The sequence below is a fragment of the Haematobacter missouriensis genome (assembly GCF_000740775.1).
GTDB classification, from domain to species: domain Bacteria; phylum Pseudomonadota; class Alphaproteobacteria; order Rhodobacterales; family Rhodobacteraceae; genus Haematobacter; species Haematobacter missouriensis.
This window is the reverse complement of sequence record NZ_JFGS01000059.1, coordinates 1-12,783: the sequence shown is the minus strand read 5'-3', so window position 1 is coordinate 12,783 and position 12,783 is coordinate 1. Positions and strand designations below refer to the sequence as shown.

General features: G+C 63.1%; 11 protein-coding genes. 4 read left to right on the top strand and 7 right to left on the bottom strand.

The features are described 5' to 3' along the window. Positions 1 to 217: 217 nt before the first annotated feature. Positions 218 to 1,075, bottom strand: a complete 858-nt coding sequence (locus CG51_RS18040) for a DUF4238 domain-containing protein (RefSeq protein ID WP_158212566.1) — start codon at positions 1,073 to 1,075, stop codon at positions 218 to 220. A 477-nt stretch (positions 1,076 to 1,552) separates the two neighbouring features. Between CG51_RS18040 and CG51_RS18035 the strand changes: the two genes are divergently transcribed. Continuing rightward, positions 1,553 to 5,887, top strand: coding sequence for a strawberry notch family protein (locus CG51_RS18035; protein WP_035747386.1), 4,335 nt, complete (start codon positions 1,553 to 1,555; stop codon positions 5,885 to 5,887). A gap of 4 nt (positions 5,888 to 5,891) precedes the next feature. On the opposite strand, the gene CG51_RS18030 is transcribed toward CG51_RS18035, so the two are convergent. Together CG51_RS18030 and CG51_RS18025 are read right to left on the bottom strand one after the other, a co-directional pair. Beyond that, positions 5,892 to 6,113, bottom strand: a complete 222-nt coding sequence (locus CG51_RS18030) for a hypothetical protein (RefSeq protein ID WP_035714872.1) — start codon at positions 6,111 to 6,113, stop codon at positions 5,892 to 5,894. Next, entirely contained in the window at positions 6,100 to 6,366 is a 267-nt protein-coding gene (locus CG51_RS18025; RefSeq protein WP_035747384.1) for a BrnT family toxin, read from the bottom strand. The genes CG51_RS18030 and CG51_RS18025 overlap by 14 nt, the downstream gene beginning before the upstream one ends. A gap of 74 nt (positions 6,367 to 6,440) precedes the next feature. Between CG51_RS18025 and CG51_RS18020 the strand changes: the two genes are divergently transcribed. Further along, complete coding sequence (locus tag CG51_RS18020; RefSeq protein ID WP_035747383.1) at positions 6,441 to 7,484, top strand: DUF7146 domain-containing protein; 1,044 nt, start codon at positions 6,441 to 6,443, stop codon at positions 7,482 to 7,484. 314 nt (positions 7,485 to 7,798) lie between these two features. Then, positions 7,799 to 8,725, top strand: coding sequence for a DUF2493 domain-containing protein (locus CG51_RS18015; RefSeq protein WP_035747381.1), 927 nt, complete (start codon positions 7,799 to 7,801; stop codon positions 8,723 to 8,725). Between the two features lie 158 nt (positions 8,726 to 8,883). Here the strand turns inward: CG51_RS18015 and CG51_RS18010 are convergent, their stop codons facing one another. Together CG51_RS18010 and CG51_RS18005 are read right to left on the bottom strand one after the other, a co-directional pair. Then, positions 8,884 to 9,618: a pseudouridine synthase gene (locus CG51_RS18010; protein ID WP_035747380.1), complete on the bottom strand. Its 735-nt coding sequence runs from the start codon at positions 9,616 to 9,618 to the stop codon at positions 8,884 to 8,886. 46 nt (positions 9,619 to 9,664) lie between these two features. Next, on the bottom strand, positions 9,665 to 10,537 hold the full coding sequence (locus CG51_RS18005) for a mechanosensitive ion channel family protein (RefSeq protein ID WP_051930856.1): 873 nt from the start codon (positions 10,535 to 10,537) through the stop codon (positions 9,665 to 9,667). Positions 10,538 to 11,103: 566 nt separating this feature from the next. On the opposite strand from CG51_RS18005, the gene CG51_RS18000 reads away from it, so the two are divergent. Further along, entirely contained in the window at positions 11,104 to 11,814 is a 711-nt protein-coding gene (locus CG51_RS18000; protein ID WP_035747389.1) for a UPF0149 family protein, read from the top strand. A 2-nt stretch (positions 11,815 to 11,816) separates the two neighbouring features. Here the strand turns inward: CG51_RS18000 and CG51_RS17995 are convergent, their stop codons facing one another. Together CG51_RS17995 and CG51_RS17990 are read right to left on the bottom strand one after the other, a co-directional pair. Further along, positions 11,817 to 12,116, bottom strand: coding sequence for a type II toxin-antitoxin system RelE/ParE family toxin (locus CG51_RS17995; protein ID WP_035747379.1), 300 nt, complete (start codon positions 12,114 to 12,116; stop codon positions 11,817 to 11,819). Next, positions 12,113 to 12,370 carry a type II toxin-antitoxin system ParD family antitoxin gene (locus tag CG51_RS17990; RefSeq protein ID WP_035747378.1) on the bottom strand — a complete coding sequence of 86 codons (258 nt, stop codon included), beginning with the start codon at positions 12,368 to 12,370 and terminating at the stop codon, positions 12,113 to 12,115. Before CG51_RS17990 ends, CG51_RS17995 begins: the two co-directional genes overlap by 4 nt. Between the last annotated feature and the right edge of the window lie 413 nt (positions 12,371 to 12,783).

Here is a 12,783-nt window from a genome sequence, read left to right as displayed (position 1 = left end):
CCTCTTCGACGACGAGGACGGCGAGGGCTACAGCCTGATCTGGTCGCGCCCCAACGGCAACCGGGGGGATTGATCCCCCCCACCACAAGGCCCCGGTTGGAAGACCGGGGCCTCTGGAGTTTTGCGAAAAAATGGGCGGATCGATGGCTCCTTCAACAGCAACTCCAAAGGTCGCGCGCCGGCATAAGCATCGAGGCGGCGGTGTTCCTTTGCCTTCTCAAGGGCTTTCGTTCGGGTGCCGATGGGTGAACACATCCCGAAATGCATTCCGCCAGATATGGGCGTTCACCGAAGCGCCGCCGTCTTCCACGCCGTAATACGCCCCCTCCGGTTCGTCCTTCTTGTGGTCCATCATCAGGATGCGTGTCGGGCACAGAGGGTAGATCACCCGGGTCTCGGTGTTCGGGATTCCTCTGAAAACGCCGTCGCCGTCTGTGATCACCACCGGGTCATCTGAGGTGATGAATGACGATGTCTCGGAGATGAGCATGGACCAGCGCAATTTCATCAACTCTGTGGCCAATCCCGCCGCATCGCCAACCCAGTCATTCCAGCCTTTTTTCAGCTCTTCTTCACTCCTGCTGGTGAAGGCGCCCCAACCCTCTGCATCGAGTTGGGTTCTCTGCCCGTTGATCGTGAGAAAGTCCGGCAGACCATGTTCAATGCTCTCTGTTTCCACAAAGGTGACCAGGTTCTGATGAACCGTTTTCCATTGCTCAAAATGCCGGGGAGTTCGCAGAAAGGATGACGCTGCCAGCAGGGACAGCATCATCCGCATGTGCCGATTTGTCAGGTCCGGACTGCCGCAGCACACGTGATCCCAAACCGGCTCGCCGAACCATCTTTCCAGCATGGAGAGTTTCTTCTCCAGGGGATCGGATCGTCTGCCATCGGGTCCCATCGGCGCGTAAAGATGAGCTCTGACAGGAACCTTCTTGATCGGTTTCGACTCGATTTCACCAGTTTCGGTATTGGTTCGCCTGACTTTTGTGCGAGCTGGGTCATAAGTCCACCGTTTCAGGTAGCCTTGTGGCACCCAATGGTTCTCACGGGTGACTTGCGGGTTCTGCGCCAATATGAACCTCCCACACGGCCAAATCTGGTAAGAATCTATCGCAGGTTCGACGCTTGCGTTGCAACGCATGAAGGGGGGCCTGCTTTTGCCCCCAGAATAATTCTGCCTTGATCCAGCTAAGCTTCGTCAGGCTGCGGGATTGTGGCTATTTGCAGCGATCGAAGAATTACCGGTTCATCCACAGGCATATAGCATTCGGTTTGAGCCGTCTCCCGGCATTGCCGGGACCGGGCTCAGGTCCTGACGGACGGAAGCCAGCGTCGCCGTCTTCACCCTTCCGGGCATAGATCCCTGACGCATGGCCCGCCTGAGGTGGGGCGAGCCGAATGAAGTGCCGAGGCGATCGCGCCGAGGTTACGGGCCTGTCTCGATCAACGTGAGAGGTCGAGAGGGGGCCGGAACGGGCAGGTTCCGGGCGGTTGAGAGAGAGCGCTGTCCGGGGCAGTCCCGCGTTCCGCTCTCCCGAGGATCTCCCAGATGAACGACCTGTCCCCCGCGACCACGGCGCAAGCGCCGGTCGCGCCCTCTCCTGTTTTGTCCGCGCCCTGCATTCTGGCTGCAGCGCAGGCGCTTCTCCCGCATCTCGAACGCGGCCAGCGCACCGACAGCACGATGCTGCGCGGTGCCATGGAAACCGCTTTCGGCGCCTCAGACGCTTCCGGCCTCTGGGACTGGAAAGACGCCTACGAGGCCTGCGAAGTCGCCACGATACTGTTCCTGCGCAAGTTTGGCCGCGCGCTATTCCGCAAGGCGGCAGCGCCCGAGGCGCGTCTCGCGGCGCTGACGAAGATCGCGGCCCTGCTGCCGAGCCATACAAGGCGCTCTGAGGAGAGCCAGGCGCTGCAGCAGTTCAGCACGCCTCTTCCGCTCGCGCTTGCGGCCCTCACCGCTGCGGCGATCACCCCCGCGGATGTCGTGCTCGAGCCTTCGGCCGGCACCGGCCTGATGGCAATCTTTGCCGACATCGCTGGCGGCAGCCTCGCGCTCAACGAACTGGCCGCGACCCGCGCGGATCTCCTTTCCGCCCTCTTTCCGGCCCTGCCTGTCACCCGGTTCGATGCCGCGCAAATCCACGACCATCTCGACGCCGGGGTGGTGCCCTCGGTGGTCCTGATGAACCCGCCGTTCTCGGCGCTGGCCAATGTCACCACTCGCGTGGGTGATGCCGCTTTCCGCCATATCGCTTCGGCTCTGGCGCGGCTCGCCCCTGGCGGGCGGCTGGTCACGATCACCGGTGCGGGTTTCGGCCCTGAGGCACCGGCCTGGCGCGCTGCCTTCATCCGGCTGCAAGAGCATGGCCGGGTGGTCTTCACGGCGGCCGTGGATGGCGCGGTCTATGCAAAGCACGGCACCACTTTCGACACGCGGCTAACGGTGATCGACAAGATTCCGGCCGAGGATCCTTCCTCCTTCCCGGCCTCTTCGGGCATAGCGCCCGATGCCGCGACCCTGCTCGGTTGGGTCACCGCCCAGGTGCCGCCGCGCAGTGCGGTCGATCTGCCCCAGCCACCGGCACCGACAGCACCGGCCGCCGCCCGCACGGCGCGCTCCTATCTCGCCCGCGCCACTACGACGCAGCCCGTGCGGGTTGTGCCAACCGCCCCCAATGCGGTTGAGCTCGCCTATGACACGCTGGACTGGACGCCGCCCGAGACCGCCCGGCTCTCGGATGCGATCTATGAAGAATACGCCCTCCAGGTGATCCGCATTAACGGCGCGGCACCGCATCCGACCAAACTGGTGCAATCCGCTGCTATGGCCTCGGTCGCGCCACCCCGACCCTCCTACCGGCCACTTCTGCCCGCCGACATCTGCGCCCGCCTCTCGGATGCGCAGCTCGAGACGGTGATTTATGCGGGTGAAGCGCATAGCGACCACCTCGCCGGCAACTGGACGCTGGACGAGACCTTGGACACGGTCAGCGCTGCGGCAGCGGGTGCTACCGGGGCTGTCCGCTTTCGGCGCGGGTTCATGCTTGGGGATGGCACCGGCGCGGGCAAAGGCCGGCAATCGGCCGGGATTATTCTCGATAACTGGCTGCGGGGACGGCGCAAAGCGCTCTGGATCTCCAAATCCGACAAGCTGATTGAGGACGCACAGCGCGACTGGTCGGCGCTCGGCCAGGAGAAGCTGCTGATCACGCCGCTTTCCCGCTTCGCGCAGGGCAAGGCGATCACCCTGTCGGAAGGCATCCTCTTCACCACCTATGCGACGCTGCGCTCGGATGATCGGGGGGAGAAGGTCTCGCGTGTCCGCCAGGGCGTGGACTGGCTGGGATCGGATTTCGACGGGGTGATCATCTTCGATGAAAGCCACGCGATGCAGAACGCCGCCGGTGGCAGGGGCGAGCGGGGCGATGTCGCCGCCTCGCAGCAGGGCAGGGCGGGTCTGCGGCTACAGCACGCGCTGCCCGATGCGCGCGTGGTCTATGTCTCCGCAACCGGCGCGACGACGGTGCACAATCTCGCTTATGCGCAGCGCCTTGGCCTCTGGGGCGGTGAAGACTTCCCGTTTGCGACCCGGGCCGAGTTCGTCCAAGCGATCGAAGCCGGCGGCGTCGCTGCGATGGAGGTGCTGGCGCGCGATCTGCGTTCCCTCGGGCTTTATACCGCGCGGTCGCTCTCCTATGACGGGGTCGAATACGAGCTGATCGAGCACCAGCTGACCGAAGAACAGCGTAGGTTCTACGACTCCTATGCCGGGGCCTTCGCGGTCATCCACAACAATCTCGACGCGGCGATGGAGGCGGCTAACATCACCGGCTCGGATGGAACATTGAACCGGCAGGCCAAATCCGCAGCACGCTCCGCCTTCGAGAGCACCAAGCAGCGCTTCTTCGGCCATCTGCTGACTTCGATGAAGACCCCGACCCTGCTGCGCTCGATCACCGAGGATCTGGAGGCGGGCCACGCGGCCGTCATTCAGATCGTCTCGACCGGCGAGGCGCTGATGGAACGGCGGCTGGCGGAGATCCCCACCGAGGAATGGAACGATCTGAACACGGACTTGTCGCCCCGCGAATATGTCATGAGCTACCTGCAACATTCCTTCCCGGTGCAGCTCTATGAGCCCTTCAGCGATGGCGAGGGCAACGTCAGCTCGCGGCCGGTGTTTCGGGATGGCCAACCCGTCGAGAGCCGCGAGGCGGTCTCCCGGCGCGATGCCATGATCGAACATCTGGCTGGACTGCCGCCGGTGCCGGGGGCACTCGATCAGATCATCCAGCATTTTGGCACCGACACGGTGGCGGAGGTCACGGGGCGTTCGCGGCGGATCATTCGCAAGGGCGAAGGCCCGGCGGCGCGTTTGGCGGTCGAGAACCGCGCACCCTCGGCCAACCTCGCCGAGACTCAGGCCTTCATGGATGACGGTAAGCGCATTCTCGTCTTCTCAGATGCGGGCGGCACCGGGCGGAGCTATCACGCCGAGCTCTCGGCGCGGAACCAGCGTCTGCGCGTGCATTACCTGCTGGAACCGGGTTGGAAGGCAGATACCGCCATTCAGGGTCTCGGGCGAACGAACCGCACGAACCAGGCGCAGCCGCCCCTGTTCCGGCCGATTGCCACCGATGTGAAGGCCGAAAAGCGCTTCCTCAGCACTATCGCGCGCCGCCTCGACACGCTCGGAGCCATCACCCGCGGACAGCGCCAGACCGGCGGGCAGGGGCTGTTCCGGCCCGAAGACAATCTGGAAAGCCCCTATGCCCGCGCAGCATTGCGTCAGCTTTACCTCCTGCTGGTGCGCGGCAAGGTGGATGGGTGTTCGCTCGAGCGGTTTGAATCCGCCACCGGCCTGAAGCTGATGGATTCAAACGGCATCAAGGATGAGCTGCCGCCGATCACCACCTTCCTCAACCGCTTGCTGGCGCTGACCATCGAATTGCAAGGCATTCTCTTTACCGCTTTCGAGCAGTTGCTGGAGGCGAAGGTCGAGGGCGCAATGGCAGCCGGGATCTATGATCTGGGCCTCGAGACGCTGAAGGCCGAGAGCTTCACCGTCACCGACCGTCAGGTGATCTACACCCATCCCGGCACCGGGGCCGAGACCCGCCTTCTGACCATTACCGAACGACGGCGCAATACGCCGCTGCTGGTTGATGCCGCGCTCGACGAGTTGGATGACCCGCGCGCGGTCCTGTTGGTCAACAGCCGCTCCGGTCGCGCAGCCGTGCAGGTGCCAACCACCTCGATCATGCTTGACGATGGCGAGATCGAACGCCGTGTGCGCTTGATCCGGCCGATGGAAGCCTTCAGCATGTCCATCAGGATGATGAGTGACACGCTTTGGGTTGAGAGTGACAGAAAGACCTTCGCGGCCGCCTGGCGCGCGGAGGTTGCCGATGTGCCGGAATTCTCGGATGCCACGCTGCATGTGGTTTCCGGACTGCTTCTTCCGGTCTGGAAACGGCTGCCGCAGGATGAGACCCGCGTTTACCGTCTGCAGACCGATGATGGCGAGCGCATCATTGGCCGCCGGGTCTCGCCCGCCTGGGCCGCGAGTGCCACCATGAGTGGCGCGTCCAGCTTGGCGCCGGAACAGGCCTATATAGCTTTGCTGGAAGGTCGGACGGTCCTCGATCTTGCCGAGGGTCTGCAACTGCGCCGCTCGCGGGTGATGGGCGCGAACCGGATCGAACTGACCGGTTTCTCGGAAGCCATGCGGGATCGCCTGCGGGCCTGGGGGCTCTTCAGCGAGATCATCTCCTGGAAGCTGCGCTTCTTCGTGCCGGTGGGTGCGAATGGCACCGACATCCTTGGCAAGCTGCTGGCGGTCTATCCGATCAGCCGTATCACCGAGCGTGAGGCGGCATGATGACTTATCCCGCCAGCGCTTTCCGCAGCGCCTCGGTGACGAAGGCGCTCTTGTTGCCGACCTCGTTCAACTTCGCGGCGATGTCAGCGTCGATCATCAGGTTCATGCGAACCTTCTTGTCGCCCGGCAGCAATGCCGGGCGACCACGCCGGGCGGCGGCGAAGAAGCTGTCGCCGAGATCACCGACTTCGCCTTCGCTGTCGATCAGGGACTTATTCTTGCTCATAGCGCTTCCTTTCCCGTGCATTGGCTTTGCGCAGGCTGATCACCCGCAGCCCCTTGCCGCGGATACACCAGGCAACCACGCAAAGCCGGTCCTGGATCGGGACAAGGCTGACAAAGCGGCGCTCGCCGTATTCCTCCCGCTGATCCTCGGCGGTCAGGGCGTTATCCCAACGCGCCGCGGCAACATCGACAAAGTCGAGGCCCCGCTCCTGCAGGGTGCGCTCGCGTTTGTCTTCGTCCCAGTCCAGATCCATGCGCTCAAGATAGGGAAACTTGCCTCGCGGCACAATAAAAGTGTGTATATTTATTTTCGGCAGGGGGCGGCGTAATGGCTCGCATCGATGCCGCCGATCTGTCGCAGCGTCTTGGCCAACAGGCCGAGGCGGTGTGCCGGCACTATCTCTCGAATGGCCGCAAACAGGGCAATTACTGGCAAGTTGGCGATGTGCGCAATGAACCGGGGCGGTCGATGTACGTCCGCCTCACCGGCTCGGCCTCAGGTAAAGGAGCCGCCGGCAAGTGGACTGACGGACAGAGCGGCGAGCATGGCGATCTGCTCGATGTGATCCGCGAAACCCTTGGCCTCAGCGACTTCGCCGATGTCGCCGAGGAGGCCCGGCGGTTCCTCAGCCTGCCACAACTGGAACCGGCACCGGAGCCGAGGAGGCTCAGATCAGCACCGGCGCCCTCTGGATCATCTGACGCTGCAGACCGGCTCTGGCGCATATCCCGGTCTATCCGGAGCACGCTGGCCGGCACCTATCTGCGCAAGCGTGGACTGACGGATCTGCGCGACACCGACAGTCTTCGCTTCCACCCCGACTGCTATTACCGTCCGGAAGGCGAGGGTCCGACCGAGACTTGGCCCGCGCTGATCGCCAAGATCACCGACCTCGACGGCAAGCTCACCGGCGTCCACCGCACCTGGCTTACCCGCGATGGCAGCGCGAAAGCGCCTCTTGATCCTCCGCGAAAGGCGATGGGAGACCTGCTCGGCAACGCGGTCCGGTTTGGCCACGCGCAAGATGTCATGGCGGCAGGGGAGGGGATCGAGACCGTGCTCTCGTTGCGCCAGATCTTGCCAAAGATGCCGATGGTCGCGGCTCTCTCAGCGGGACATCTCGCAGCCATCCTCTTCCCGGCAACTCTGCGCAGGCTCTATATCATCCGCGACGACGATCCCGCCGGCGATGGCGCGCGGGACAGCCTGATCGCCCGGGCGCACGAGGCCGGTATCGAGGCCATCACGCTCTCGCCCATGTTGGGAGATTTCAACGACGATCTCCTGGGGCCGGGTCTGGGGGCACTTCGGGCGCAGGTCCGGGGGCAACTCGCCCCCGAGGACGTCAGCCGCTTCATGGCCCTTCGCTGATCTGCCGGGAACGGGAGGTGATCGGGCGGGCGCGCTCCTGCCCGGGCGGACAGGGGAAGCAACCCCCTTCGGCAAGAGGACCGCGCCGAGGCCTTCTCAGAGGGCGAGCGGCCCACAAGCGCTCCGGCCCGGCAATGGCGGCGCCCGACTGATTTCCGTCGGCGGGGCAGGCCCCGCCTTTACATCGCGAAGCAAATCAGCCGGGCTTTGCCATCAAGGCCCGCGGGTGCGCGGGCTGCCCGGCCGGAGCGCCCGTGGGCTTGTCGTCGCCAGAAGGCCGCGACGGTCGCGGTCCAAGCCGAAGGATGCATCCCATGTTTGCCCAGGATAGTTTCGAGCCCGATCACACCATTTCCCCGACCGGCCATATCATCGAGGACATGCAGCTCTATGGCTATCGTCCCGCCGAGGGCGAGGCAGATCCCCGGCCCACCCCTGAAGACCAGGCCATCCAGACCGCGGTCTCCGACATCTTCGACGCCCTCATCTCCACCATGGCCGATACCAGCCTCGATTTCGACCTCGACGAGATCCTCTGGTCGACGGTCAACACCTTCCACCGCGCCGCAGAGCGGATCGAGCGCAAACTGGATGACAACGAGCAGGCGCAGAAACGCCTTCAGCGCGAGCAGGATGGCAGCGAAGTTAAATCCGTCCAGCTCGAGAGCCTGATCGGCATCGGCGGCAATCTGATCGAACGCCGCGAGAGCCTGGAACTCTTCCGCGAAACCGCCGCCGACATCTTCCTGCGCGTGACCGGCACCCATTGGGCCCCGCGTTCGGGATCGCGCACCAACCATCGCCATCTGACGGCAGCAATGATCGACAGCCGCGATTTCCTCGCCGCTAAAAAGATCGCGGAAACCGAGATGCTGGTGCCGCCGGGGCCGAAAGTTGCCTTCTCGGGCGGCGATACCACCGATCACCGCACGATCTGGGACCGTCTCGATCAGATTCACGCCAAACATCCGGATATGGTCCTGATGCATGGTGGCAGCCCGAAGGGCGCCGAGCGCATTGCCGCCACCTGGGCCAGCAACCGCAAGGTGCCGCAGGTCGCCTTCAAGCCGGACTGGACCAAGCACGCCAAGGCCGCGCCCTTCAAGCGCAATGACCAGATGCTCGACTGCCTGCCGATCGGTGTCATCATTTTCCCCGGCACCGGCATCCAGGAGAACCTCGCCGACAAGGCCCGCAAGATGGGCATCCCGGTTTACCGTATGGCGAAGGGTGGCGCGTAAGCGCCACCCCAACCTGTCCACAATCTCAGCACTGTGCGCCAGATTTTTGAAAATTCCGCCGGTAACAGCGGCGACCGTGAACCGGGTCTGTGGAAACCATAAACCTTGTCCAGGTCTCGCTATACCCGCTAGGCAGCAAGTATTTCGCATCCATTTCGCTATAGAAAGATCATTTGCCGCTCTTCTCCCGCAAGCTGCCTCCATGCGCCGGCAATCAGATCCTCGGGCAAGTGTAGTTGCCCCAATCTTTCGCGATGTAGCGCCTCAACATGGTTGCCACAGGCTGCAAACATGCGCCGCACCTGATGGTATCGGCCCTCGGTAATCGTCAGATATGCTTCGGTCGGTGAGAGGACTTGTAGAACTGCGGGATCCAGAGGTTTCGTTTCCCCTTTCAATATCAAGGTGCCAGAGGAGAACAGCGACGCCTCATCCCCATTCAAAGGGCGGGAAAGGGTCGCGCGATAGGTCTTGCTGACCTTCCGTTTCGGGCTGGAGACGTAGTGCAGGAACTGGCCGTCGTCGGTCAGCAGCAACAGGCCAGAGGTTTCCTTGTCGAGCCTGCCGACAGTCGAAATCGCCGGATCCCGCCTTCGCAAGCGGATCGGGAGCAGATCGTAAACCAGTGGACCGGCATCGCTGTGCGAGCATGTCACACCGGCGGGCTTGTTCAGGAGGATCACCAGTCCTGCAACGGGATCAAGCTGTTCCCCGCCCACGGTCATGCGCCTGGGCAGCTCCGCCGTGACCGTAATACGCCGCGTCACGTCATTGACCTTCTCGCCGTCCAATATGATGCGGCCCGCTTGCGCCAGCCCGCCGATCTCGCGGCGCGATCCATAGCCCATCGAGGACAGCAACTTGTCGATACGGGCGTTTAGCGCTTTCGACATGAGGTAGCCCTCCGATCTGGTTGGATGGTGGGTGGGATGCGGTTCGTCATGCCGTCCCCTCAACCAATGGCTTCAGGCTTATGCCCTTCTCACGCAGGGCGGCGTCGATCCGGCTGAATACCTCGTTGCGGCAGGCCATCTCGCGGTCATGCTGGGGAACCCAGTATTTCACGCGATAGGTGATGCCTTGAGGCGCGAACATCGCCACCTGTACTTCAGGCGATTTGCCGGTGGCGATGGTCTCCGCGCCGACAAGCGCTTCCGTTATCAGTATCCGCGCCTCTGCGACTGGAAGCGTGGCCGGGAGTGTCAGTTCGGCATGGTCGCGATACTCTGGCCGAGGGGCGCTGTAGTTTGTGATCCTCTGGCGGGAAATCTGGCTGTTGGGCAGGATCACATGGGTGCTGTCGCGGGTAATCAGCCTTGTGCTGCGCCAGCCGATCTCCTGAACCCGCCCCTGCGCCAGCCCATCGATCGCAACCCAGTCGCCGATGCGGAACGGTGCCTCGAGCCCAAGCGCGAGGCCCGAGAATGTGTCGGCGACCACATTGCGAATGGCAAATCCCAGCACCGCCAGCAGAAGGCCGGAGCCGGTCAGGATCCCCGACAGATCCTGGCGGAAGAACAGCGACAGGCTGGCCAGCGTGGCTGCGGCAAAGAGGGCGAGGCGAAGCAGGTCCAGCGCGACTTTCGGCACGGGGCGTCGGCCCTTCCGTCGTCGTGTCAGGCGCGCGGACGAAATGGCATGCAGAAGATGCGCGCCAAGGAACAATACGCCCGAAAGCGCGGTGTTGCGCATCGGCTCCCACCATGCCGCGCCACCCTCGACCATGGCAGGCAGGGCTTCGCCGAAAAGCGCGAACAACAGCAGTGCCAGCAATGCTCCGATCTGATGTTTAGGGATGTCGGGCCAGATCATTCGCCGTCTCGGTGCATCGGCCGCCTGCGCATCTCTGGTTTGGGGCGCGTTCGCGTCTGATCCAGAGGCATGCGCGAAAACGGATTCAGGCAGATCGGGCAGCGGTGTGCTGCGGCGCGTGGGACTTCCTCGCCGCAGGCATGGCACTGGGCGGGCAAGAGATTGCGATACATGGGACTATCCTTTTGGCGGGACATTGAAACAGGGCATTCTCCCCGGTCCCTGTCGCCCGCCGAAAGGCAGGGGCTAACAGGGCCGGGGCGGAACATGCGCCTGTTCGGCGCGCAGGATCGCTGGCATGGGACGTGACCTGTTCATGGAGAAACCTTCATCAGGCGGCACCGCGTGGCAGAGCCTGAGTGTGATATGGATCTTTATAAAAATATTTCAATAGGTTGGCTTCTGTCGTGTCCGCGACGTTCGGCCTTCTGCCGGAGAGGCTTTTCGGGGCGGAAAGATCGAGAGCCAGCAACAACAGCGGCTTTCTCCGGCCGCGTTGCCTGTTTCACCGTGATCGGTTTGTCGTAAAAGACGGCAGGATGATTTTTCTCGACAGGGGGCTCAGCATGACGATTGCACTTTGGCATAGCGATGAAGACCTTGATCGCCTCGATGCGGTGCTTTCGGCACTGCCCGAAGACAACGATCCGATGATCCTTGCCGAATTCGATGGCTTTTGTGCGGGTCTCATCACCTGTCCGGAAATGATTTCGCCCTCTATCTGGCTTGCCAAGGTTTGGGGGACTGGCGGCCCGCCGGAGTTCGACAGCGCCGAGGAGCTTCAGGCGGCTCTCGATCTCATCATGGCGCATTACAACCGCGTCGCCGGAATGCTGATGATCCCGGGGGAATATTTCCCTGTCCTCGACGAGGATCAGCGCAACGGGGACATCATCTGGGAGTTCTGGATGATGGGTTTCGTCGCGGCGATGCGACTGCGGCCTGACGCCTGGGATCTGATTGAGGACAGCAAGGACCGGCGGGCGAAGAAGGCGCTGGATCTCGCAGGCAAACTCTCGCGTATCTCGACCGGGTTCGCCGAAGGGAAAGGCTGGAAGGCTACGAAATTGTCGCGCGAGGCCCATGATCTGATCCCCGATATGGTCGAGGATCTGAACGCCTTCGCCAAGGCGCATACGGCGAAATCCATGCCCGGTCTGCCGCTGGCCGCCAATCTGACTGCTGCGCCCTCAGCGGCATCGAAGCCCGGTCGCAATGATGCGTGCAGCTGCGGTTCAGGGCGCAAGTACAAGAAATGCTGCGGCGCTGTTCACTGACCTCAGCCTTGCGGGAACAGGACCGCGTCAACGTCCATCGCGCCGTTCAGGACGTGCAGCACTGTCACTTTATCCCTGCGGATCTGGTAGAAAATCAGGTAGCGCCCGTGCACGCGGCGCTGGATGTCTTGTGTCTCATATCGTGGGATGACCGGCCAGGCCTCGGGGAAGTCAGCCAGATCCATGCAACTGCGCCCGAGTTCGCGGACAAAGCTGACCGCGCGGGCGGGATTGTCCCGTGCGATGTAGTCGCCGATGGCTTCCAGATCCGCTTCGGCCTCGGCGGTGATCTCGACGATCATTTCGCCGGTTTGCCCATCGCCTGATACTTGGCCTCGAGCTGCGCGAATACGTCACCGGCCGGTTTGACCCGCCTGGAATCAGCATCTGCGAGCCCCCGGGCTAAAGCCTGATCCAGCACGGCAAGGCGGGCTTCGCGCTCCTGGATCAGGCGGATGCCTTCGCGCAGGACCTCGCTCTTGGAATTGTAGCGGCCGGTTTCGACCAGCTTCGCCACGAAGCTCTCGAGCTGTGTTCCCAGATCGGCACTGATCATCGCGGCCTCCGCTATTGCCGGTTTCACAATGGCATGCTTGATAACTGTTATCAATCCTTGCGGCGTTCATGGCGCGGCCTTCCTGCCTATCGCCGGAATGGTTGTCGGTCGGATTTTCCCGTCGTCATGGGCGCGCAGGGATCACTCTTCCCCTCTTTCCGGCTACCTTGGTCGTGAGTTGCGCGGACCAGTGGCACGCTCTGATCTCGCTTCCGGCCCTGTCCCTTTTCCCTGTCGAGCACTTGGGCGGCAGGTGCTGATCAGGTGGCCCGCCCAGTATCCGGTCTGATGCGGTGCGGTGCCCGTGGCTGCAGGTCAGGGGGAAGGGCGCGCACTGACATGTTCGTGGTCTTGGTGATCATCGCCGGTGGTTGCCTGTCGGGTCTTCCTGCCGGTACCTTCAGGATCGCCGC